Raw genomic sequence first — 22,499 nt, 5'->3', positions numbered from 1 at the left:
ATGCGGTGGACCCGCCGCCCCGCCAGGGCCGATCGTGGGCCCCATGAGCGATCACGACGATCAGCCCGGTCCCCCCGATCACGCCACGGCACCGGACGGCCCGCCGGACCCGGCCGTGCCCGTCCCCGCCCACCGGCCGCCGTACTACGCGGTCGTGTTCACCTCCGTCCGCACGGACGACGACGACGGCTACGGCGAGACCGCCGATCGGATGGAGGAGCTGGTCCGCGGGATACCCGGATTCCTCGGCATGGACCACGCGCGGACCCCCGGCGGCCTGTCGATCACCGTCGGCTACTTCCGCGACGCCGCCGCCGTCGAGCGGTGGCGCGCCGACGCGGAGCACCGCACGGCCCAGCGCAGGGGACGCACCCAGTGGTACGAGCGGTACACCCTGCACGTCGCCAAGGTCGAGCGCAGTCACACCTTCGAGCGGGCGGGCGCGGAGGCGGGTGAGGCGTCCGAGGGCGAGGAGGCCCGGCCGTAGGACCGGCGAGGGGGGCTCCCGTCCGGTGCGGCCGCAGGACCGGCGGCGGGGCTCCCGTCCGGTGCGGCCGTGGCGTTCCCAGGTGCTCCCTGAGAGGTGCCTGTGCGTTTCTCAGGGAAATCACAGGTTCCCGAAAGGACGCTCTCAGAGCGCCCCGCCAGGGTGTGGAGCATGACCACGACCTCGCCCCAGGGGCGCACCGAACTGCTGAGGCCGGACGGGAGCCCCGTCCGCGTGCTGGTGGTGGACGACGAGCTGTCGATCACCGAACTGTTGTCCATGGCCCTGCGGTACGAGGGCTGGCAGATCCGCACGGCGGGGGACGGCCAGGGCGCCGTCCGGACCGCGCGCGAGTTCCGGCCCGACGCGGTCGTGCTGGACATGATGCTGCCGGACATGGACGGACTGGCCGTGCTCGGCCGGCTGCGCCGCGAACTGCCGGACGTGCCGGTGCTGTTCCTGACCGCCAAGGACGCGGTGGAGGACCGGATCGCGGGGCTCACCGCGGGCGGCGACGACTACGTCACCAAGCCGTTCAGCCTGGAGGAGGTCGTCGCCCGGCTGCGCGGGCTGATCCGCCGCTCCGGCGCCGCCGACCGGCGCTCCGACTCCCTGCTGGTCGTCGGCGACCTCACCCTGGACGAGGACAGCCACGAGGTCACCCGGGGCGGGGACTCCATCCACCTGACCGCCACCGAGTTCGAGCTGCTGCGCTTCCTCATGCGCAACCCGCGCCGGGTGCTCAGCAAGGCGCAGATCCTCGACCGGGTGTGGTCGTACGACTTCGGCGGCCAGGCCAACGTCGTCGAGCTCTACATCTCCTACCTGCGGCGGAAGATCGACGCCGGGCGGGAGCCGATGATCCACACCCGGCGCGGGGCCGGTTACCTGATCAAGCCCGCGGTGTCGTGACCGGGCGGCGACGGCCGCGGACGCGGCAGCGGGCGGGCGGGCAGCGGCGCACGGCCGTGCGGCGCACGGGCAAGCCGCGGACGCTGCGGACCCGGCTCGTCGTCGCGTCCCTGGTCCTGATCGCCGTGGTCTGCGCGGTCATCGGCACGGTGACCGCCGTCGCGCTGCGCTCGCACCTGTACGAGCAGCTGAACGGGCAGGTCGCCGAGGCCGGCAAGCGCCTGTCGGCGCCCTTCAAGCCCGGCGAGGGCAAGCCGGACGACGCGGACGGCACGGAGGACACGGAGGACACGGAGGGCACGGACGAGCCGGACGAGGACCGGCTGGAGAACTTCGTCACCCGGGGGCCGACCCAGGAGAACACCGTCGCCGCGGAGATCGGGGCCGACGGCGAGGTCGGCCGGGCGGTCGTCGCCAAGGAGTCCGAGGACGGATACCGGCGCACGACGGCCGTCGACCTCGGCGACGCCCAGAAGGCCGCGCTCGCCTCCGTGCCCCGGGACGCCGAGCTCCACACGGTGGACATCCCGGGCCTGGGCGAATACCGCGTGATCTTCACCGTCACCCCGGGCGGCGACGGCGACTCCTTCTACGCCGCCCTGCCCACCGCGTCCGTCACCGGCACCGTCAACACCCTGATCCTCGTCGAGGTGAGCGTCACCGGCGCCGGCCTGGTCGCCGCCGGCATCGCCAGCTCCGTCCTGGTCGGCGTCGCCACCCGCCCGCTGCGCAAGGTCGCCGCGACCGCCACCCGCGTCGCCGAACTCCCCCTGCACACCGGCGAGGTGCACCTCGGCGAGCGCGTCCCGGAGTCCGAGTGCGACCCGCACACCGAGGTCGGCCGGGTCGGCGCCGCGCTCAACCGGATGCTCGACCACGTGCACGGCGCCCTGCACGCCCGCCAGGAGAGCGAGACGCGGGTACGGCAGTTCGTCGCGGACGCCAGCCACGAGCTGCGCACCCCGCTCGCCTCCATCCGCGGCTACGCCGAACTCACCCGGCGCGGCCGGGAACAGGTCGGCCCCGACACCCGGCACGCGCTCGGCCGCATCGAGTCCGAGGCGGGCCGGATGACCCTGCTCGTGGAGGACCTGCTGCTGCTCGCGCGCCTCGACGCCGGACGGCCGCTCCAGTTCGAGCAGACCGACCTCGTCCCGCTCGTCGTGGACACCGTCAGCGACGCCCGCGCGGCCGGCATGGACCACACCTGGCGGCTCGACCTGCCCGACGAACCGGCCCTGGTCTCCGCGGACGCGGCCCGCCTCCAGCAGGTCCTCGTCAACCTCCTCGGCAACGCCCGCACCCACACCCCGCCGGGCACGACCGTCACCGCGCGCGTGCAGCGGCGCGGCCCGTGGCTGTGCGTGGACGTCGAGGACAACGGCCAGGGCATCCCGGCCGCGCTCCTCCCGCACGTCTTCGAACGGTTCGCGCGCGGCGACTCCGCGCGGTCCCGCGCCACCGGCTCGACGGGCCTGGGCCTGGCCATCGTGCAGGCCGTGGCGACCGCGCACGGCGGTGCCGTGACCGTCGACAGCGCGCCCGGACGGACCGTGTTCACGGTGCACCTGCCGGCCCTCGCCCCGCAGCCGCTGTCGCAGTCGCAGCCGCAGTCGTGGTCCGGCACGGACCGGCACCCGTACTCACAGGCACGGCACAGCACCACCACACGGGCACGACAGGGCGTCTGACGAGAGTCGGCTCCATGCGAACCGACTCTTCTCCCGGCACCCTGCCGGCGCGGGAGCACCTCCCGGCCGCCTCAGCCGGTACGCCTGTCCTGGACGTAGTGATCCCCGTCTACAACGAGGAGAAGGACCTCCAGCCGTGCGTCCGCAGACTGCACGGGCACCTCGCGCGGACCTTCCCGTACGCGTTCCGCATCACGATCGCGGACAACGCGTCGACGGACACCACCCCGCAGGTGGCCGCGCGACTGGAGGCGGAGATCGCGGAGGTGAGGTCCTTCCGCCTGGAGCAGAAGGGGCGCGGCCGGGCGCTGCGGGCCGTCTGGTCGGCGTCCGACGCCCCGGTCCTCGCCTACATGGACGTGGACCTGTCCACCGACCTCAACGCCCTGCTGCCGCTGGTGGCGCCGCTGATCTCCGGCCACTCGGACCTCGCGATCGGCTCCCGCCTGAGCCGCAGCAGCAGGGTGGTGCGGGGCGCCAAGCGGGAGTTCATCTCCCGCTCCTACAACCTGATCCTGCGCGGCTCGCTGCACGCCCGCTTCTCCGACGCCCAGTGCGGCTTCAAGGCGATCCGCCGCGACGTCGCCCAGGTGCTGCTGCCGCTGGTGGAGGACACCGGCTGGTTCTTCGACACCGAGATGCTGGTGCTGGCCGAACGCGCCGGGCTGCGGATCCACGAGGTGCCGGTCGACTGGGTCGACGACCCGGACTCCACCGTCCACATCGTGAAGACCGCGACCGACGACCTCAAGGGCGTGTGGCGGGTCGGCAGGGCCCTGGCCACCGGCTCGCTGCCGCTGGACCGGCTCGCCCGGCCGTTCGGCGACGACCCGCGCGACCGCGAACTGCCGGACGTGCCCGGGGGCCTGGCCCGCCAGTTGGTCGGTTTCTGCGTGGTCGGCGCCCTGTCCACCCTCTTCTACCTGCTGCTCTACACCGTCTTCCGGCAGGCCGCCGGCTCGCAGGCCGCCAACGCGCTGGCCCTGCTGGTCTCGGCGGTCGCCAACACCGCCGCCAACCGGCGGCTCACCTTCGGGGTGCGCGGCCGCGGCGGCGCCGTCCGGCACCAGGCGCAGGGCCTGGTCGTCTTCGGCATCGGCCTCGCCCTCACCAGCGGCTCGCTCGCCGCCCTCGGCGCGGCGAGCTCCGACCCGGCGCACTCCACCGAGCTGGCGGTCCTCGTCGCCGCCAACCTCGCGGCCACCGTGCTGCGGTTCCTGCTCTTCCGGGCGTGGGTGTTCCCCGACCGGCGCGACGAGCGGACGCCCTCGGCGGTGGTGACCGGGCACCACCCGTCCGGCCCCGCCCACCCCGCCGCGCAGCCCCCGTCGTACGGCCCGCTCCCGCAGCGCCGCCCGTACGGGACGACCCTGCCGCACACCGGCGGGACGGCGGACCGCGCCTGGCAGGACGCCACCCTCCAGCTCCAGCCGGTGCGCCCGGCCGACACCGACCCCGGGGACGCCCGATGACGACACACCACGACCGGCCGGCCGGCACCACGACGGCCGGCACCACGACGACCGGCACCACGACGACCGGGGACCGGGCAGACGCCGGCGGGACGGCGGCGGGCGCGGACCCCGCCACCTGGGGTCCGCCCCCGGCCGCCCCCGCGCGGGCCGCGGCCCCCCGGCGGTCCTTCCCGCGCCGACTGTGGCGCGGCCGCCCCGAGGACCCCCGCTGGGCGCGCCCGGCCCTCCTGGCGCTGCTGCTCGCCACCGGCCTGCTCTACCTGTACGACCTCAGCGCCTCCGGCTACGCCAACTCCTTCTACTCGGCGGCCGTCCAGGCGGGCAGCCGGTCCTGGAAGGCGTTCTTCTTCGGTTCGCTGGACGCCGCCAACGCCATCACGGTCGACAAGCCCCCGGCCGCGCTGTGGCCGATGGCGCTGTCGGTGCGGCTGTTCGGCCTCAGCTCCTGGTCGATCCTCGTCCCCGAGGTGCTGATGGCCGTCGGCACGGTCGCCGTGGTGCACGCGGCCGTGCGCCGCCGCTTCGGACCCGCGGCGGGCCTGATCGCGGGCGCGGTCCTCGCGCTCACCCCGGTCGCGGCGCTGATGTTCCGGTTCAACAACCCGGACGCGATGCTGGCCCTGCTGATGGCCGTCGCCTGCTCCCTGCTGCTCCGGGCGCTGGAGGACGGCCGGACGAAGTGGCTGGTGTGGGCCGGTGCCGTGATTGGCCTGGCGTTCCTCGCCAAGACCCTCCAGGCGTTCCTGATCCTGCCGGTGCTGGCGCTGGTGTACGCGGTGTGCGCGCCGGTGCCGCTGGCGAAGCGCTTCGGGCAGCTGGCCCTGGGCACGCTCTCCCTGGTCGTCTCGGCGGGCTGGTGGGTGGCGGTCGTCGAGCTGTGGCCGGCGTCCTCCCGCCCGTACATCGGCGGCTCGCAGAACAACAGCTTCCTGGAGCTGACCTTCGGCTACAACGGTCTGGGCCGGCTCAACGGCGAGGAGACCGGCAGCGTCGGCGGCGGGGGCGGCGGCTGGGGCGAGACCGGCTGGGACCGGCTGTTCGGCGCGAACATCGGCGGCCAGGTCTCCTGGCTGATCCCGGCCGCGCTGATCCTGCTGGCCGCGGGCCTGGTGGCGACCCGGAAGGCCCGCCGTGCCTCGGCGGCCCGCGGGGCGTTCCTGGTGTGGGGCGGCGCGCTGCTGATCACCATGGCGGTCTTCAGCTACATGCAGGGCATCTTCCACGAGTACTACACCGTGGCCCTGGCCCCCTACATCGCCCCGCTGATCGGCATGGGCGCGGTCACGCTGTGGCGGGAGCGCGCCGGGGCCTGGGCCTCGCTGACCCTGGCGGGCGCCATGACGGCCACCGCGGCCTGGGGGTACGTCCTGCTCGACCGCTCCTCCGACTACCTGCCCTGGCTGAAGTGGCTGGTGCTGACCGGCGGGCTGACGGCCGCCCTGGGCCTGGTCTTCGCCGGCCGGCTGGGCCGGCCCCTGGCCGTGGGCGTGGCCGGACTGGGCCTGGCGGCCGCGCTGGCCGGTCCGACGGCGTACACCCTCACCACGCTGAGCGAGGGCCACACCGGCTCGATCGTCACAGCCGGCCCCTCGGTCGCGGGCGGACGCGGCGGCCCGGGCGGCGGGGGCTTCCCCGGCGGCGGTCCCGGGGGCTTCCCCGGCGGCGGCCCGAACCAGCAGAACGGGAACGGGACCGCGCAGGGCCAGGGCCGGCCGGGCACCGGCTTCCCCGGCGGCACGCCCGGGTGGAACCGGCAGGGCGGCGTGCCCGGCGGGCGGACGGGCGAGCGCGGCGGCACGGGCGGCGGCATGGGCGGTCTGCTCGACGGCGCGAGCGTCGGCGCGGAGGCCAGGAAGCTGCTGGAGACCGGTGCGGACCGGTACACCTGGGCCGCCGCGGCGATCGGCGCGCAGAACGCGGCGAGCTACCAGCTGGCCACCGGCGAGCCGGTGATGGCGATCGGCGGCTTCAACGGCACCGACCCGTCCCCGACACTGGCCCGGTTCAAGGAGTACGTGGCGGCCGGAAAGATCCACTACTTCGTGGCGAGCGGCACGGGCGGCGGCCCGGGCGGCGGCGACGACGGCACGGCCGCGCAGATCACCGCGTGGGTCGAGGCCACCTTCGAGCAGGTCACGGCGGGCTCGGCCACCTTCTACGACCTCACCCGGCCGACCGGGGACTGAGCAAGGGGGCGGTGGCCGGCAAGGGGGGCGGTGGCAGGACCACCGCCCCCTCCCTCTTTTCCGCGGTACGCCGTACGAGACCTGTTCTACGGTGTACAGCATGACGACGTCCCCCCAGGAACAGGCCCCGCGCCAGGACCGGACACCGGCACGGCCCGAGGGACACCCGCAGCGCTGGCTGATCCTCGGTGTCATCTGCCTGGCCCAGCTGACCGTGCTGCTCGACAACACCGTGCTCAACGTCGCCATCCCCTCGCTCACCCGCGAGATGGACGCGACGACCTCCGACATCCAGTGGATGATCAACGCGTACTCGCTCGTGCAGTCCGGGCTGCTGCTCACCGCGGGCAGCGCCGCCGACCGCTACGGCCGCAAGCGGATGCTGTTCGCGGGCCTGGCCCTGTTCGGCGCCGGCTCGCTGGTGGCCGGACTCGCCGACACGACCGGCCAGTTGATCGCCGCCCGGGCCGGCATGGGCGTGGGCGGCGCGCTGCTGCTCACCACCACCCTCGCCGTGGCGATGCAGATCTTCGCGCCCGAGGAGCAGCCCAAGGCGATCGGCGTCTGGAGCGCGGTCAACGCCCTCGGCTTCGCCACCGGCCCGCTGATCGGCGGCTTCATGCTCGACCACTTCTGGTGGGGCGCCATCTTCCTGATCAACCTGCCGGTGGTGGCCCTCGGCCTGCTCGCCGTCGTGGTCCTGGTCCCGGAGTCCAAGAACCCCCAGGGCGACCGCCCGGACCTGCTCGGCGCGCTGCTGTCCACCGTCGGCATGGCCTCCCTGGTGTACGCGATCATCTCGGGTCCCGAGCACGGCTGGACCTCCGGCCGCGTCCTGCTCACGGCGGGCGTCGCGGCGGTGGTCCTCGGCGCCTTCGCGTACTGGGAGAGCCGGATCCCGTACCCCATGCTGGACCTGCACTTCTTCCGGGACCGCCGGTTCACGGGCGCGGTGGCCGGCGCGGTGCTGATCACCTTCGGCATGGGCGGCGCGCTGTTCCTGCTCACCCAGCACCTGCAGTTCGTGCTCGGCTACGGCCCCCTGGAGGCCGGACTGCGGACCGCCCCGCTGGCCCTGGCCGTGGTCGTGCTCAACTTCTCCGGCCTGTCGGCGAAGTGGACGGCGAAGCTGGGCACGCCCGTCTCCATCGCCCTCGGCATGGTGCTGATGTCGGGCGGACTGGTCTCCATCGCCACCCTCGCCTCCGGCGGGTACGCCGGCACGCTCCTCGGCCTGCTGCTCATCGGGGTGGGCTGCGCGATCGCCAACCCGGCCATGGCGCACGCCATCATGAGCGCGATCCCCCGGGAGAAGGCGGGCGTGGGCGCCGGGATCAACGGCACGCTGGCGGAGTTCGGCAACGGCCTGGGGGTCGCGGTGCTGGGCGCGGTCCTCACCTCGCGCTTCGCGGCCCTGGTGCCCTTCGCGGCGGGCTCGCTGCCCGCGGCGCTGGCGGGGGCGGACGGCGCGGCCGAACGGGACCGGGTGGTGGACGCGTTCTCCTCCGGGCTGGCGACCAGTCAGCTGGTCGGCGCGGTGGCCGTGCTGCTCGGCGGGCTGGTGGCCGCGGGTCTGCTGCGCAGGGCGGAGCGGGCCGGCCGGGAGGCGGCGGGTGCCTGAGAGCCCGATCGGCTGGGTAGTCGTGCGGCTGCGGGTCGCGGGCGGTCGATCGCGCGGTTCCCGGGCCCCTCTCGGGGGCACCTAGCATGACCGGCAGCGAGAGTCGAGGAAGGTGCGCCATGGCCAAGGCAGCCCAGGGGGCGGTGCGGACCAGTGTCTGGCTGGAGGGCAAACCCCGCCGGGGCGGGCGCGGCGGGGGGCAGCCGTCGGGGCTGGACCGGGAGCGGATCGTCGCGGTCACCGTGCGGCTGCTGGACGCCGAGGGCCTGGCCGGGTTCTCCATGCGCCGCCTCGCGGCGGAGCTCAACGTCACGGCGATGTCCGTCTACTGGTACGTGGACACCAAGGACGACCTCCTCGAACTCGCCATGGACGCGGTCATGGGCGAGCTCGCGCTGCCCGACCCGGAGGCCGGCGAGGACTGGCGCGACCAGCTGCGCGCCCTGGCCCGGGAGTACCGCGGCCTGCTGGTGGGCCACCCCTGGCTGTCGCCGCTGGCCGGCACCTACCTCAACATCGGCCCGAACTACCTGGCCTTCTCGCACACCGTGCAGCGCGTGATCCGCCGCACCGGGCTGCCCGAGCACCGGGTGACCAGCGCGATCTCGGCGGTCTTCCAGTTCGTGTACGGCTACGGCACGCTGGAGGGCCACTTCCTCGCCCGGGCCGCCGCCACCGGCATGGCTCCGGACGACTACTTCCGGCACGCCCTGAGCACGGTCACCGGGGCCCCGCAGGCCGCCGAGGTCATCCAGGAGTCCCGCAGGATCATGACGGCCCGCGGCGGCGACACGGTCCAGGAGATGATGGAACGCGACTTCGAGTTCGCCCTGGACCTGCTGGTCGCGGGCATCGAGGCGATGGTCGCCCGCGGCTGAGACGCCCCTCCGGCGGGCGGGCGCCCGCCCGGCGGCTCACCCCTCCTCGGCCAGCCGCGCCGGGAAGCCCCCGGTGGCCACGGGGCCCCACTTCTCCGGGGTGATCCGGATGATCGACTTGCCCTGCTTCAGCATGGCCGCGCGGTACTCGTCCCAGTCGGGGTGCTCCCCGGCGATGTTGCGGTAGTACTCGACGAGCGGCTCCACGGAGTCCGGTGCGTCGATCACCTCGGCCGAGCCGTCGATCTGCACCCACGGGCCGTTCCAGTCGTCGCTGAGGACGATCAGGCTGACCCGCGGGTCCCGCTTGGCGTTGCGGGTCTTGGCACGCTCCGGGTACGTGGACACCACGATCCGGCCCGAGTCGTCGACCCCGCAGGTCAGCGGTGACCCCTGAGGGCCGCCGCCGGCCCGCCGGGTCAGCAGGACCGCCCGGTGCCGAGGGCGTACGAAGTCGAGCAGCTCGTCCAGTCCGACGCGGGTGTTGGTCGCGATGTGGGGTGCCATGGGGTCAGCCTAGGCCGCCAGGGCCTCGGGAAGGTTGTCGTACACCGGCACGTCCCTGCGCAGTCCGGTCAGCTCCAGCACCCGGCTGGGCACGCCGTCGGCCTCCGCCACGACCAGGACCCGGGCGCCCGGGTACAGCAGCGTGCGGACGTCGTTGACGAGGCGGACCCCCTGGGAGTCCATGAAGGAGGTCGTGGAGAAGTCCAGGACCAGGACGCGCAGCCGCTCGGCACGGGCCCGGGCCGCGGACATGATGAGCGCGAGGAGCTCGGTGGCGTTGCAGGCGTCGATCTCGTGCGGTAGGGCGAGCAGGACGCGACCGGGATGGTCGCGCGGCTCGGTGGGAGGCGGAAGGAAGGTCACGGCACTCACCTGACAGACGTGCGTCTGGGTTTCGGGAGGCCGCTTCCTGACCTGTCCGCCCATTGCACCACGGCGGAGGGGGCCCGCGATAGCGCTACCGGCCGCCCGTCGGCCGGACGTCACCTCGTCGCAACCGAGCAGCTAAAGTGCTGTCCGTCCTGTGCTCGCAGTCGGGAATGTGCTGCGGAGCTCTCCTGCGCACGGTTTGCGGACCGTGCACGCCGAAGAGGTTCGTGGTGGCTGCGTCCGAGTTTTCTGATTTGCCCCGGTTTCCGGCTGCCTTTGAGTTGGCCGAAGCGCTGACGGTGGCGGCTCGGCAACTGCACGAGACGCCCACGCCGCACAGCACGCTGCGCGCCGCGGTCCGCCTGGCGGTGCACCTCATGCCCGGTGCCGAGCACGCCGGGGTCTCCGTCATCGAACGCGGCAACCAGCGCCGCACCATCGCCTGGACCGACGAGATCGTGCGCTCCGCCGAGACCCTGGACACCGACCGCGGGGAGCAGCCGTACTGGGACCGGCTGTGGGCCCACCCCGTGGTGCGGATGGAGGACAGCGAGGCCGACGACGGCGGTGACGTGCTGTCCGGCCTGGGGCTGCGCTCGGCGCTGTCCCTGCGGCTGCGCGCCGACCGCCGCCGGCTGACCGTGCTCACGGCGTACGCCCGCAAGCCCGGCGCCTTCGACGAGGACGCGACGAGGATCGGCCGGCTGTTCACCGCGCACGTCAGCATCGCCCTGGACTCGGCGACCGTGCGCGAGCAGCTCACCGAGGCGATGCAGACCCGGGACCTGATCGGGCAGGCCACCGGGATCCTCATGGAGCGCATGGACATCGACGCGGCCGGGGCGTTCGAGTCCCTGGTGCGGGCCTCGCAGCGGGAGAACGTCAAGCTGCGCGACCTGGCCCGCCGGATCGTGGGAGCGCACGACGAGGTGTGACGAAACGGTGAACGGCGACCCGGCGTCAACGCTCCGTGACGGGATACCCGTACGGTCATGAGCTCCGAGACGTCCGACGCGCTGGAGACGGCGATGGTGCGCAGCGGCGGGCTGGACACGCTGCTGCGCGATCTGACCGACCGGGCGGTGCAGGAGGTGCCGGGCGCCGCCGCGTGCAGCATCACGGTGCGCCGCGCCGACCGGCTGCTCACCCTCGCCGGCAGCCGGGGCCTGCCCAGCGGCCTGGACCAGCGCCAGTACGAGAACGGCTCGGGGCCCTGCGTCGACGCCGCCGAGAGCGGCACCGAGCAGTACGCCCCCGACCTGGCCGAGGAGACCCGCTGGCCGGAGTACACGCGGTACGCGCTGTCCGCCGGCGTGTGCTCCGTGCTGGCGGTGCCGCTGAAGGTCGAGGGCGACAAGGGCGCCGCCCTCAACTGCTACGGCGTCCGGCCCGGCGCGCTGGAGGCCGGGCGGGAGGCGGCCCGGGCCTTCGCCGCCCGGGCCACGGACGCCATCGACGTGGCCCTGCGCGTCGAGCGCACCCGCGCCTCGGTCGCCGACGTCCGCACCGCCCTGCTCTCCCGCAGCGTCATCGACCAGGCGATCGGCATCCTCATGGCCCGCGAGCGGATCGACGCCCGCATCGCGCTGGAACGGCTGCGCCGCGTCTCGCAGGACCGCAACGTCAAGCTCCGCGACCTGTGCGCCCGTCTGGTGGAGAGAGTCACCGAGGAGGCCGGCGCGCCGTCACGCCGCCGGCAGTGAGGCGCCCTGCACCGCCTGGATGTCCAGCTCCACCCGCAGCGTGGTGCCGATGGCGGCGATGCCCGCCTGGAGCACCTGGTTGTAGTTCATCGCGAAGTCCTCGCGCCGCAGTTCGGCGGTGGCGCGGAACGCCGCCCGCACCCCGCCCCACGGGTCCGGTCCCGTGCCCAGGTACGCCAGGTCCAGGTCGACGGGCCGCACCACACCGTGCAGGCCCAGCTCGCCGTGGACCGTCCAGCGGTCGGAGCCGGCCACGGTCAGGCCCGTGGAGCGGTAGGTGATCTCCGGGTGCCGCTCGACGTCCAGGAAGTCCGCGGACCGCAGGTGGGTGTCGCGCATGCCGTTGCCGGTGTCGATGGACGCGGCCCGGATCACCGCCTCCACCCGGGACTTCGCGACGTCGTCGGGGGCGATCTCGATCGCCCCGGAGAACTCCGTGAACCGGCCGTGCACGCTGGAGATGCCCAGGTGCTGCGCCACGGCCGCCACGCTGGAGTGCGCCGGGTCGACGGTCCACGGCCCCGGCGGCGGCAGCTCGGTGCCGCCCTGCCGGGCCAGGGTCACCGTGCCCACCTCGGCCCGCCCGCTCGCGGTGACGATCGCGCTCGCGGCGGCGGGCGCGTAGCCGACGGCCGTGACGATCACGGTGTACGCGCCCGGCGCGAGCGGGGCCGCGTCCCGCACGGCCCCCTCGGCGTCCGCCTCGGCGCGCAGCACCTGCGCGCCGGTCATGTCGGTCACCGTGACGACCGCGTGCGACACGGCCCATCCGTCCCGGGTGCGGATCCTCGCGGTCAGTCCCATCCCGTTCTTCTCCCTCGTGGAGGCGCACCGCGCCTCCGCACACTCGAACTTTGCCGAACCAGCAGAAATCGGTCGTAAGGAACCGGCCCGCGGCGGGGCGCGCCTCCGCTCGGAGCGCGCTCGCCCGCCGCGGGCCGGGGCGTGGCTACTCGCCGGGGTGGGCGAGCGTGATGTCGTGGTCGTCGACGCCGGGGCCGGTCACCGTCAGGGCGGTCGCCACCGGCGGGTAGCCCGTGGCGATGACGGTGTACTCGCCGCCGTCCAGGTCCGTGAAGGCGTACGCCCCGTCCGCGCCGGTGGTGGCCGAGCCGACCACGTTGCCCGCCGCGTCGACCAGCGTCACCCGGGCGTCGGCCAGCGGGCCGTGCGGGGCCCGGACCACGCCCTGGAGCCGGGCGCCCGCCTCCAGGTCGACCTCGACGCGGGTGACGCCGGTGCCGCCCACCTCGACGGGCAGGGCGCGCGGCCGGAACCCGGCGGCGTTCACCGCGACGGTCACCGTGCCCGGCACCAGCTCCGTGAAGGAGAAGCCGCCCTGCTCACCGGTGGCCTGGGTGGCCAGCAGGTCGCCGCGCACGTCGGTGACGATCACCATCGCGTCCTTCACCGGCAGCCCGCTCCCGGCGGCCCGCACCAGGCCGGTCAGCCCGCTGGTGCCGCTGAGCAGGATGTCGTAGGCGACCGGCTCGCCGTTCACCACGACGGTGGAGGCCTGCGGCTGGTAGCCGTCGGCGGAGGCGATCAGGACGTACGACCCGGCGCCCGGAGCGTGAAGCGCGTACGAGCCGTCGGCCTGCGCCACGGCGCGGCCCAGCTGGCGGCCGGAGAGCGAGATCAGCGTGACGGCGGCCTGCGGCACGGGGGCGGACTCGGCGCCGCGCACCGCGCCGCGCACCGGGACGCCGCCGCCCGCCGGGCCGGACGGCTCCCCGGGGCGGACGGCCGTGGCGACGGCCGCGAGCCGCTGGGCGGCCGCGTCCTCGCCGAGGACCCCGGCGTCCGCGACGGACCGGGCCGGGTCCTGCTGCGGCGCGGGGGCCGCGGCGGCCGCGGCGGGGGCTCCCGCCGGAGCGGCGGCCTCGGCCGCCTGGGCCAGCGCGCCCGTGGTCCGCAGCGGGACCTCCTTGATGAACAGCGTCACCAGGAAGGCCAGCGCGGCGATCGGCGTGACGTACAGGAAGATGTCGGCGATGCCGTGCCCGTAGGCGCTCTCCAGCCAGGTGCGGACGGGCGCGGGCAGCGCGTCCATGTCGGGCAGCCGGCCGCTGCCCATCGCCTTGCCGGCGGCCGTTCGCTCCTGCGGGGCGAGCGTGCCGATGGTGTCCTCGGCGTAGTGCGCGATCCGGGTCGACATCACGGAGCCGAGGGCGGAGACGCCCACCGCGCCGCCGAGCGACCGGAAGAAGGTGACCACCGAGCTGGCGGCGCCGAGCTCGTGCGGGGCGACCTGGTTCTGCGTGGACAGCACCAGGTTCTGCATCATCATGCCGACGCCGAGGCCCATGAGCGCCATGTAGGCGCCGATCTTCCAGTAGTCGGTGTCGTAGCGCATGGTGCCCAGCAGGCCGAGGCCCGCGGTCAGCAGCACACCGCCGACGACCAGCCAGGACTTCCACTTGCCGGTCTTGGTGATGATCTGGCCGGAGACGGTCGACGACACGAACAGGCCGGCGATCATCGGGATCGTCATGACGCCCGACATCGTCGGGGACTTGTCCCGGGCGAGCTGGAAGTACTGGCTGAAGAAGACGGTCCCGGCGAACATCGCGATGCCGACGAGCAGCGACGCGAGCGAGGCCAGCGTGATGGTGCGGTTGCGGAACAGGTGCAGCGGGATGATCGGCTCGGCGGCCCGGGTCTCGACGAGGAGGAAGACCAGCGTGAGCAGGAGCGCGCCGCCCACCATCGCGTACGTCTGCCAGGACAGCCAGGCGTACTTGTCGTCCGCGAAGGTGACCCAGATCAGCAGCAGGCAGACGGCCGCGGTGACGAAGAAGGCACCGGCCCAGTCGACCTTGACCCGGCGCCTGGTCTCCGGGAGGTGCAGCGTCTTCTGGAGCACGAACAGCGCGATCAGCGCGAAGGGCACCCCGACGTACAGGCACCAGCGCCAGCCGAGCCAGTCGGTGTCGGTGATCACGCCGCCGACCAGCGGGCCGCCGACGGTGGCGACGGCGAAGGTCGCGCCCAGGTAGCCGGAGTACCGGCCGCGCTCCCGCGGGGAGATCATCGCGGCCATGATGATCTGCGCCAGCGCGGTCAGACCGCCGGCGCCGAGGCCCTGGACGACCCGGGCGCCGATCAGCATGCCGGAGTTCTGCGACAGGCCGGCGATCACCGAGCCGACGATGTAGACGCACAGCGCTATCTGGACCAGCGCCTTCTTGCTGACCAGGTCGGCGAGCTTGCCCCACAGGGGGGTCGAGGCGGTCATCGACAGCAGCGCGGCGGTGACGACCCAGGTGTACGCGCTCTGGCCGCCGCCGAGGTCCTGGATGATCTCGGGCAGCGCGTTCGAGACGATCGTGGAGGACAGGATGGCGGCGAACATGCCGAGCAGCAGCCCGGACAGCGCCTCCATGATCTGCCGGTGCGTCATCGGAGCGTGGCCGCCGGAGGAGCCTCCCCCGTGCTTGGCATGAGCCCGCACACCGGCTGGTGTGGTCGTTGCCATGGACTTCCTTCTCTTACGTGCTTGCGGGTGTACGGGTGGTCCGTTCGAGTACGGGAGACGGGGGCGGCGGTGCCGTCCGGGGCGCGGCCCGGCAGTCGCCGAAGCTGTCCCGCAGCCGGGCCATCAGCCGGGTGAGCCGGCCGACGTCCTCGTCGGACCAGTCGCTCAGGCGCTCGGCCAGGACCTGCGTGACCCGCAGGGACAGGTCGTCGAGCTGGGCCCGGCCGGCGGGGGTGAGGCGCAGGATGCGGGAGCGCTTGTCCGCGGGGTCGGGGGAGCGCTCGATCCAGCCGCGTTCGGCCAGATGGGTGACGTGGCGGCTGGTGACGGACATGTCCACCGCGAGCAGCTCCGCGAGCTTGCTCGTGCGCATGGCGCCGTGGCGGTCGAGCAGCGTCAGCACGGCCGCGGAGCCGCTGGGGCAGTCGGCCGGCATCAGGCGGCCCAGCTCCCGCTTCACCGCGCCGAAGGCGCTGAACTGACGGATCAGCTCCTCGTACTGCGCCCTCCCGGCCATCGCGCCTCCCGTGATCGTTGCTTAGGGCAACCATAGAAGCCGTTGGTTGCTACAGGCAAATAAAAAGGGCGACTGCGGGACAAAAACTTGGCAAAGGCAAGTATTGCGACAGTAAACGTCCAGGTGAGGGCGGCCGGCGGCCCGGGGCGCCCCGCGCTTGGGCCGCCACCGCTCATTCGCTAGGGTCTCGGGCCATGGCTAACAACCAGGGCCCCCAGGGCAATTACGACCCCGCCGGCAGCACCCAGATGTTCCGCGCGTTCGTCGACGAGGCCGCCCCGCAGTCCCGCCAGGCCGCCGCTCCGGCCGGCCCGCGCATCGGCCTGATCATCGGGATCGTCGCCGCGGTGGCGATCGTGGCGGCGGTGGCGTGGCTGGCGCTGAAGTAGGAGGCACCGCCCGGCCGGGACGGCGCCGCCCGCGCCTCCCGGAAGGGTCACGACACACGACGGCCGCCGCGACGCTCACCACGAGCGTCACGGCGGCGATGGCCGTGGACCGAGCCGGGACCGTCAGTCGGAGATGAGTCCGTCCCGCAGCTGCGCCAGCGTCCGGGTCAGCAGCCGGGAGACGTGCATCTGCGAGATGCCGACCTCCTCGCCGATCTGCGACTGGGTCATGTTGGCGAAGAAGCGCAGCATGATGATCCGCCGCTCGCGGGGCGGGAGCTTGGCCAGCAGCGGCTTGAGCGACTCGCGGTACTCCACGCCCTCCAGGGCCGTGTCCTCGTAGCCGAGGCGGTCCGCCAGCGACCCCTCGCCGCCGTCGTCCTCGGGGGCCGGTGAGTCCAGCGAGGAGGCCGTGTACGCGTTGCCGACCGCGAGCCCGTCGACGACGTCCTCCTCGGACACGCCCAGCACGGCGGCGAGTTCGGTGACCGTCGGGGAGCGGTCGAGCTTCTGGGAGAGCTCGTCGCTGGCCTTGGTGAGCGCCAGGCGCAGCTCCTGGAGCCGGCGCGGCACCCGCACCGACCACGACGTGTCGCGGAAGAACCGCTTGATCTCGCCGACGACGGTGGGCATCGCGAACGTCGGGAACTCGACGCCGCGCTCGCAGTCGAAGCGGTCGATCGCCTTGATCAGGCCGATGGTGCCGACCTGGACGATGTCCTCCATCGGCTCGTTGCGGGAGCGGAAGCGGGCGGCGGCGTAGCGCACCAGCGGGAGGTTGAGCTCGATCAGGGTGTCCCGGACGTAGGCGCGCTCGGGGCTGTTCTCGTCGAGCGCGGCGAGCCGCAGGAACAGGGAGCGGGACAGGGTGCGGGTGTCGATGTCCTCCGTGGCCGGCAGGGCCGGGGCCGGCACGGCCGGGAGGACCGGGGCCGGCGAGGCCTGGAGGGCCGGGACGTCGTCGATGGGGCCGAGCGCGGCGAGCGCATGGGGCGCTTGGTCGCTCTCCGCGAGCGTGAGCACCTTCGAGCTGCCCTGTTCTGCGGACATGCCACCCCCTTTGGGTCGCGGGACGGTCGCGGCTCACGCTCCCACATCAGGAACGCAGCCTTCACCTGAATACCGGAGCCGGAGCTCCGGCAAACGCGCTTCACGCAGAATGTCACATGTCGGCAACACGCTGTAGTGACATGTCGACATGCGAGATGCGAAACGGCCCTGCAAACAAGGGGTCTGACGGTGTTTCGGCCCGGATCGGCCCGGAAGAACCCCGCTGGGCGATTCGCTCGCCCCGGTGATGCTTCGATCGCGTATTCGGTTACGCGTCGATCCGGTTCGCGGACCGCAGCCGCTGGAAGCTGCGCGCGAGCAGCCGCGAGACGTGCATCTGGGAGACGCCGAGCTCCGCGCTGATCTGCGACTGGGTGAGGTTGCTGTAGTAGCGCAGCAGCAGGATCCGCTGTTCCCGCTCGGGGAGTTGGACGAGCAGGTGCCGGACCAGGTCGCGGTGCTCCACGCCGTCCAGGGCGGGATCCTCGTAGCCGAGCCGGTCGAGCAGCCCGGGCAGCCCGTCGCCCTCCTGCGCGGCCTCCAGCGAGGTGGCATGGTAAGAGCGCCCCGCCTCGATGCAGGACAGCACCTCCTCCTCGGTGATGCGCAGCCGCTCGGCGATCTCGGCGGTGCTGGGGGAGCGCCCCAGGGTGGTCGTCAGGTCCTCGGTCGCGCTGTTGACCTGCACCCACAACTCGTGCAGCCGGCGCGGGACGTGCACCGTGCGGACGTTGTCGCGGAAGTACCGCTTGATCTCGCCCACCACGGTCGGCATCGCGAAGGTCGGGAACTGCACGCCCCGGTCCGGGTCGAAGCGGTCGATGGCGTTGATCAGGCCGATGGTGCCGACCTGGACGACGTCCTCCATCGGCTCGTTGCGGGAGCGGAAGCGGGCGGCGGCGTAGCGCACCAGCGGGAGGTTGGCCTCGATGAGCGCCCCGCGCACCCGGTGGTGCTCCGGGGTGCCCGGCCGGAGCTCCTTGAGCTGGGCGAAGAGCACCTGGGTCAGCGCCCGGGTGTCGGCGCCGCGGCGTTTCGCCGGGGCCGGGGCCTCGGGCTCGTCCGGCGCCGGGGCCTGGGCGGGAACCTCGTCCTGGGGCGGCGCAGTACTGGCCGACACGGTCAACGCCACCTCTTCATCCGTCAACTCATCCGTCAATCCATCCGTGAAAAGCGGTCATAGCATCACAAGACATGTCCACTGTGTGCAAGCACCGCATAACGCCGTGTTGAGGGACAAGTTGGGGCATCGAGTGCGGAAAAGCCCTCCGTCGTACCGGCGGAGGGCGTGGCGGGGCGGTGTCTCAGAACGGGTAGTCGGCGATCACCCAGGTGGCGAACTCGCGCCACAGGGCGACACCCGCCTGGTGCGCGGGGTGCTCCACGTAGCGGCGCAGCGCGTCGGCGTCGTCGAAGGCGGAGTTGATCGCGAAGTCGTGGGCGACGGGCCGGTCGCTGACGTTCCAGCCGAGCTCCCAGAAGCGGATCTCGGGGATCTGGCCGTCCAGCGCGCGGAAGGCCTCGACGCCCTCCGCCACGCGCGGGTCGTCGCGGTCGACGCCCTCGTTCAGCTTGAACAGGACCAGGTGGCGGATCATCACTTTCCTCCGTTGGCGACCCAGGTCGCGAAGTCGCCGAGGGCCTTGGCGGCGTCCGAGATGCCCTCGAACCCTATCTGGACGTAGTCGGCGGCCTTGGCCGGGTCCGTGATGATCACGTACAGCACGAAGACCGCGAGGACGTAGACGGCGATCTTCTTTGCGTTCACCGCCATCGCGGTCTCCCCCTGTCACTCCTGTCACCGGTGTGCGCCGAGCGGGCTCATGATCGCACGAAGGGCCCCGTCTTTCGACGGGGCCCTTCCGAAGCGGTAGCGGAGGGATTTGAACCCTCGGTGACTTGCGCCACACTCGCTTTCGAGGCGAGCTCCTTCGGCCGCTCGGACACGCTACCGAGGGAGACCCTACAACAAGGTGGGCGCTGGGTTGAAATCGGTAGGCGGCGCCCCAGGCGTTCAGCGTTCCCGGAAGAAGTCGGTGAGCAGCCGGGCGCACTCCCCGGCGAGCACGCCCTCGATCACCTCGGGCCGGTGGTTGAGCCGGCGGTCGCGCACGACGTCCCACAGGGAGCCGGCCGCGCCCGCCTTGTCGTCGCGGGCGCCGTAGACGACCCGGTCCACCCGGGACTGCACGAGGGCGCCCGCGCACATCGTGCAGGGTTCCAGCGTGACCACCAGGGTGCACCCGGTCAGCCGCCACTCGCCGAGCTCCGCGGCGGCCCGCCGGACGGCGAGGACCTCCGCGTGGGCCGTCGGGTCGCCGGTGGCCTCGCGTTCGTTGTGACCGGCCCCGAGCACGGTGGTGCCGTCCGGGGCCAGCACGACGGCGCCGACGGGGACGTCCCCGCCCCGGGCGGCCCGGTGGGCCTCGTCCAGGGCGAGCCGCATCGGGGCACGCCAGGGGTCGCGCACCGGGTCCGGGGGGACCGCCGTGGTCTCGTCGGTCAGCGGACGGCCTCCAGGGTCTCCGAGGCGCCCAGGGCCTCGGCGATCTCGGTGACCGCGTCCGAGGTCAGCGAGCGCAGTTCCTTCTCGCTCACGCCCAGGTCGTCCAGGACCCGGGCGTCGCCGACCGGGCCGTGCGGCACGGACTCGGCGGAGCCGGCGGCCGCGCCGCCCTCGTCGGCGTCGTCCGCGTCCTCGCCGGGTTCACCGTCCTCGGTGCCGTCGAGGTCGAGGGCGTCCAGGTCGGGGCCGTCGTCGCCGGGCTCCCGGCCGAGCAGCTCGTCGGTGAGCAGGATCTCGCCGTAGCTGCTGCGCGCGGCCGCGGCGGCGTCCGAGACGTAGATACGAGGGTCCTCCTCGCCGTCCACCCGGACGACGCCGAACCACGCGTCCTCCTGCTCGATCAGCACGAGCACCGTGTCCTCGTCGGGAGAGGCTTCCCGGGCCAGGTCGGCCAGATCCGACAGGGTCTCCACATCGTCGAGCTCCGTGTCGCTCGCTTCCCACCCGTCTTCGGTGCGCGCGAGCAGTGCGGCGAAGTACACCGTGACTCTCCCACTGGTCATAGGCGTGCCGGTTGGGATTCCCCCCGGCGGAGGTTGCGGGCGGGGAGTGCTGCTCCGAGCCCCGCCCACTCGGAAATCGTGGCAGAAACAAGGCGCTCAGGGGACGTCTTCGGCTCCCTGTGTCCGGCAGTTTCGACCGCGCGTCCCCGAGGAGGTCCGCGAGCCCGTCCGTGCAGGACTCACCGGCGCACTCGTTGCCGCCACCTGCGGATCGTACGCGGCTTTCCCCGCCGGCCACGCACGCCCGTCGGGGCAACGCCCGAAAGCCGCCCGATCTTCCCGCCGGACGCGCCCGGCGCGGCGGGCCTCCTACCAGCGGAACGTGCGCATGCGCATCGCGTGCCTCAGGCGTGCCGTCTTGGCGCGGCGCGGCTGGACACGGGCCCGCAGGGCACGGGCCTCGGCGAGGTCCCGCAGGAACTCGGCCCGGCGCCGACGGCGTTCGGCGTCCGTCTCGGCCGCCCCGGGCCGCGCGCGCCGCGGCGGATCGTCTCGGGAATCCCGCTCGGACATCGGCTCACCACCCCAGTTCCGTCCCTCCACCTTCCCCCGGACGAGCGGTTTGACGCCAGTGAAAGGGTGGCGGCGGGCCGGCGCCCGTGCCCCGCGCGGGGACGCCGGGCCCATCCGGCCCGGTTACTGTGGGGGACATGCGTCTCCACGTCGTCGACCACCCCCTGGTCGCCCACAAGCTCACCACGCTGCGCGACCAGCGCACCGACTCCGCGACCTTCCGCCGTCTCGCCGACGAGCTGGTCACCCTGCTCGCCTACGAGGCCACGCGCGACGTGCGCACCGAACAGGTCGACCTCCAGACGCCGGTCGCCAGGACCACGGGCGTCAAGCTCTCCCACCCGCGCCCGCTGGTGGTGCCGATCCTGCGGGCCGGCCTGGGCATGCTCGACGGCATGGTCCGGCTGCTGCCGACCGCCGAGGTGGGCTTCCTCGGCATGATCCGCAACGAGGAGACGCTCCAGGCGTCGACGTACGCCACGCGCATGCCGGAGGACCTGTCCGGCCGTCAGGTGTACGTGCTGGACCCGATGCTCGCCACCGGCGGCACGCTGGTCGCCGCGATCCAGGAGCTCATCAAGCGCGGCGCGGACGACGTGACCGCCGTGGTGCTGCTGGCCGCGCCGGAGGGCGTCGAGGTCATGGAGCGCGAGCTGGCCGGCACCCCGGTGACGGTGGTGACGGCGTCGGTCGACGAGCGCCTCAACGAGCACGGCTACATCGTGCCGGGCCTCGGCGACGCGGGCGACCGGATGTACGGGGCGGCCGAGTAGGTCCGGCTGCCACGGGGCCGCCCGGCGCGTCGTCGCCGGGCGGCCCCTTCTTTCCGTCCCGGTTCCTTCTCCGTCCCCGCTCTTTCCGCACCGGGCGGCTCCCGGTCTCGTCCGGGCCGCCGCCCAGCGGTGTTCCGGGCGACCGCGGTCCTCCTCGGGCTCCCCCGGCCGCCTCCCGAGGCCGTTCGGCCCGTTCCCGGCGGGTCGCTCAGCAGCCCTTCTTCGGGGTGGCCGCCGGCTTCGGCTCGGTCAGCGCGGTCAGGGCCCGGTCGGCGTCCGCCTTCGTCGTGAGCGCCTTGAAGCCGTCGCCGATGATCAGGTCGACGGCGGCGCCCTTGCGGGCCGCGTCGGTGCGGCGCTCGGCGCCGGGCAGCTGGGTGGCGAGGACGGGCAGCGAGGTGTCCAGGGCGGCGGCGGGGCCGAGCAGGACGCCGGTGCCCTTGACCTTCTTGTCGTACTCCTTGCTGGCGTTGCCCACGTCGCCGATCCTGAACCCGCGCTTGCGCAGCTCGTCCGCGGTCTTCTTGGCGAGGCCGCCGCGGGTGGTGGCGTTGAGCACGTTGACGGTGATGCCGCGGGGCTCGGGCAGCGGCCTGGCGCTGGGCGAGGGGCTCGGTCCGGCGGCGCAGCCCGCCTTGGTGCCGACCGTGGAGGCGTGTCCGCCGCTGCCGGTGAACACGTCGATGAGCTGCACCGTGCCCCAGCCGACCAGGCCCAGCGCGGCCACGGAGGCGGCGCCGAGGAACACGAGCCTGCCGCGTCGCCGGGGCCGGCGCATCCGCGGGTACTTGTCCCCCGTGATCCGGTACTGGCCGCCCATGCCAGGGGGAGTCAGCATGCTCATGGGCGCAGCGTAGTGCTCCCGGGCGGCGATGCCTACT

The 22,499-nt window shown here is 73.4% G+C and carries 24 protein-coding genes and 1 tRNA gene; 11 read left to right on the top strand and 14 right to left on the bottom strand.

Annotation, left to right across the window (positions count from 1 at the left end; all coding sequences use genetic code 11):
* Positions 1-43 precede the first annotated feature (43 nt).
* The 7 genes from ACIF8T_RS06150 to ACIF8T_RS06120 all read left to right on the top strand — a co-directional run bounded on the left by ACIF8T_RS06150 (position 44) and on the right by ACIF8T_RS06120 (position 9,250).
* A complete protein-coding gene (locus ACIF8T_RS06150; protein ID WP_400031699.1) occupies positions 44-487 on the top strand; it encodes an antibiotic biosynthesis monooxygenase family protein in 444 nt (147 codons plus the stop codon).
* 171 nt (positions 488-658) lie between these two features.
* On the top strand, positions 659-1,399 hold the full coding sequence (locus tag ACIF8T_RS06145; RefSeq protein ID WP_400031697.1) for a response regulator transcription factor: 741 nt from the start codon (positions 659-661) through the stop codon (positions 1,397-1,399).
* Positions 1,396-3,090: an ATP-binding protein gene (locus ACIF8T_RS06140; RefSeq protein ID WP_400031695.1), complete on the top strand. Its 1,695-nt coding sequence runs from the start codon at positions 1,396-1,398 to the stop codon at positions 3,088-3,090. Before ACIF8T_RS06145 ends, ACIF8T_RS06140 begins: the two co-directional genes overlap by 4 nt.
* Positions 3,091-3,104: 14 nt before the next feature.
* A complete protein-coding gene (locus ACIF8T_RS06135; protein ID WP_400031693.1) occupies positions 3,105-4,562 on the top strand; it encodes a glycosyltransferase in 1,458 nt (485 codons plus the stop codon).
* Positions 4,559-6,751 (top strand): ArnT family glycosyltransferase, encoded by a 2,193-nt coding sequence (locus tag ACIF8T_RS06130; protein WP_400031691.1) that lies wholly within the window; start codon positions 4,559-4,561, stop codon positions 6,749-6,751. Before ACIF8T_RS06135 ends, ACIF8T_RS06130 begins: the two co-directional genes overlap by 4 nt.
* A gap of 100 nt (positions 6,752-6,851) precedes the next feature.
* Entirely contained in the window at positions 6,852-8,372 is a 1,521-nt protein-coding gene (locus tag ACIF8T_RS06125) for an MFS transporter (RefSeq protein ID WP_400031689.1), read from the top strand.
* A 119-nt stretch (positions 8,373-8,491) separates the two neighbouring features.
* Positions 8,492-9,250: a TetR/AcrR family transcriptional regulator gene (locus ACIF8T_RS06120; protein ID WP_400031687.1), complete on the top strand. Its 759-nt coding sequence runs from the start codon at positions 8,492-8,494 to the stop codon at positions 9,248-9,250.
* Between the two features lie 36 nt (positions 9,251-9,286).
* Here ACIF8T_RS06120 and ACIF8T_RS06115 read toward each other — a convergent pair whose 3' ends face one another.
* The gene (locus ACIF8T_RS06115) at positions 9,287-9,757 is read right to left on the bottom strand and encodes a PPOX class F420-dependent oxidoreductase (RefSeq protein ID WP_400031685.1); all 471 of its coding nucleotides are present in this window, start codon (positions 9,755-9,757) and stop codon (positions 9,287-9,289) included.
* Between the two features lie 9 nt (positions 9,758-9,766).
* Entirely contained in the window at positions 9,767-10,120 is a 354-nt protein-coding gene (locus ACIF8T_RS06110) for an STAS domain-containing protein (RefSeq protein WP_400031683.1), read from the bottom strand.
* A 176-nt stretch (positions 10,121-10,296) separates the two neighbouring features.
* Here ACIF8T_RS06110 and ACIF8T_RS06105 point away from each other — a divergent pair, with 176 nt between their 5' ends.
* A complete protein-coding gene (locus ACIF8T_RS06105; RefSeq protein ID WP_400032345.1) occupies positions 10,297-11,061 on the top strand; it encodes an ANTAR domain-containing protein in 765 nt (254 codons plus the stop codon).
* Positions 11,062-11,118: 57 nt separating this feature from the next.
* On the top strand, positions 11,119-11,829 hold the full coding sequence (locus ACIF8T_RS06100; RefSeq protein ID WP_400031681.1) for an ANTAR domain-containing protein: 711 nt from the start codon (positions 11,119-11,121) through the stop codon (positions 11,827-11,829).
* On the opposite strand, the gene ACIF8T_RS06095 is transcribed toward ACIF8T_RS06100, so the two are convergent.
* From ACIF8T_RS06095 to ACIF8T_RS06085, 3 genes are all read right to left on the bottom strand, one after another.
* On the bottom strand, positions 11,812-12,633 hold the full coding sequence (locus tag ACIF8T_RS06095) for a YceI family protein (RefSeq protein ID WP_400031679.1): 822 nt from the start codon (positions 12,631-12,633) through the stop codon (positions 11,812-11,814). The genes ACIF8T_RS06100 and ACIF8T_RS06095 overlap by 18 nt on opposite strands.
* 145 nt (positions 12,634-12,778) lie before the next feature.
* Positions 12,779-15,307 (bottom strand): MFS transporter, encoded by a 2,529-nt coding sequence (locus tag ACIF8T_RS06090; protein WP_400031677.1) that lies wholly within the window; start codon positions 15,305-15,307, stop codon positions 12,779-12,781.
* A gap of 13 nt (positions 15,308-15,320) precedes the next feature.
* The gene (locus ACIF8T_RS06085; protein ID WP_400031675.1) at positions 15,321-15,824 is read right to left on the bottom strand and encodes a MarR family winged helix-turn-helix transcriptional regulator; all 504 of its coding nucleotides are present in this window, start codon (positions 15,822-15,824) and stop codon (positions 15,321-15,323) included.
* Between the two features lie 194 nt (positions 15,825-16,018).
* Between ACIF8T_RS06085 and ACIF8T_RS06080 the strand changes: the two genes are divergently transcribed.
* Complete coding sequence (locus tag ACIF8T_RS06080; RefSeq protein WP_400031673.1) at positions 16,019-16,213, top strand: hypothetical protein; 195 nt, start codon at positions 16,019-16,021, stop codon at positions 16,211-16,213.
* Positions 16,214-16,336: 123 nt separating this feature from the next.
* Here the strand turns inward: ACIF8T_RS06080 and ACIF8T_RS06075 are convergent, their stop codons facing one another.
* The 8 genes from ACIF8T_RS06075 to ACIF8T_RS06040 all read right to left on the bottom strand — a co-directional run bounded on the left by ACIF8T_RS06075 (position 16,337) and on the right by ACIF8T_RS06040 (position 20,845).
* Positions 16,337-17,263, bottom strand: coding sequence for an RNA polymerase sigma factor SigF (locus ACIF8T_RS06075; protein WP_400031671.1), 927 nt, complete (start codon positions 17,261-17,263; stop codon positions 16,337-16,339).
* 268 nt (positions 17,264-17,531) lie between these two features.
* The gene (locus ACIF8T_RS06070) at positions 17,532-18,422 is read right to left on the bottom strand and encodes an RNA polymerase sigma factor SigF (RefSeq protein ID WP_400031669.1); all 891 of its coding nucleotides are present in this window, start codon (positions 18,420-18,422) and stop codon (positions 17,532-17,534) included.
* Between the two features lie 145 nt (positions 18,423-18,567).
* Positions 18,568-18,861 (bottom strand): Dabb family protein, encoded by a 294-nt coding sequence (locus tag ACIF8T_RS06065; protein WP_400031667.1) that lies wholly within the window; start codon positions 18,859-18,861, stop codon positions 18,568-18,570.
* Positions 18,861-19,037 carry a hypothetical protein gene (locus ACIF8T_RS06060; protein WP_400031665.1) on the bottom strand — a complete coding sequence of 59 codons (177 nt, stop codon included), beginning with the start codon at positions 19,035-19,037 and terminating at the stop codon, positions 18,861-18,863. Before ACIF8T_RS06060 ends, ACIF8T_RS06065 begins: the two co-directional genes overlap by 1 nt.
* A 94-nt stretch (positions 19,038-19,131) precedes the next feature.
* Positions 19,132-19,216: transfer RNA gene (locus ACIF8T_RS06055), tRNA-Ser, on the bottom strand.
* A gap of 61 nt (positions 19,217-19,277) precedes the next feature.
* Positions 19,278-19,709 (bottom strand): tRNA adenosine(34) deaminase TadA, encoded by a 432-nt coding sequence (gene tadA / locus ACIF8T_RS06050; RefSeq protein ID WP_400031663.1) that lies wholly within the window; start codon positions 19,707-19,709, stop codon positions 19,278-19,280.
* 56 nt (positions 19,710-19,765) lie between these two features.
* Positions 19,766-20,311, bottom strand: a complete 546-nt coding sequence (locus ACIF8T_RS06045) for a hypothetical protein (RefSeq protein ID WP_400032343.1) — start codon at positions 20,309-20,311, stop codon at positions 19,766-19,768.
* Positions 20,312-20,641: 330 nt separating this feature from the next.
* The gene (locus ACIF8T_RS06040; protein ID WP_400031661.1) at positions 20,642-20,845 is read right to left on the bottom strand and encodes a hypothetical protein; all 204 of its coding nucleotides are present in this window, start codon (positions 20,843-20,845) and stop codon (positions 20,642-20,644) included.
* Between the two features lie 137 nt (positions 20,846-20,982).
* On the opposite strand from ACIF8T_RS06040, the gene upp reads away from it, so the two are divergent.
* Positions 20,983-21,618, top strand: coding sequence for a uracil phosphoribosyltransferase (gene upp / locus ACIF8T_RS06035; protein ID WP_400031659.1), 636 nt, complete (start codon positions 20,983-20,985; stop codon positions 21,616-21,618).
* A 208-nt stretch (positions 21,619-21,826) separates the two neighbouring features.
* Here upp and ACIF8T_RS06030 read toward each other — a convergent pair whose 3' ends face one another.
* Positions 21,827-22,438, bottom strand: coding sequence for a LytR C-terminal domain-containing protein (locus tag ACIF8T_RS06030; RefSeq protein WP_400032341.1), 612 nt, complete (start codon positions 22,436-22,438; stop codon positions 21,827-21,829).
* Positions 22,439-22,499: the final 61 nt, after the last annotated feature.

Source organism: Streptomyces sp. NPDC085946, from assembly GCF_044540485.1.
Taxonomy (GTDB): Bacteria; Actinomycetota; Actinomycetes; order Streptomycetales; family Streptomycetaceae; genus Streptomyces.
This window is presented reverse-complemented; position numbering and strand designations above follow the sequence as displayed.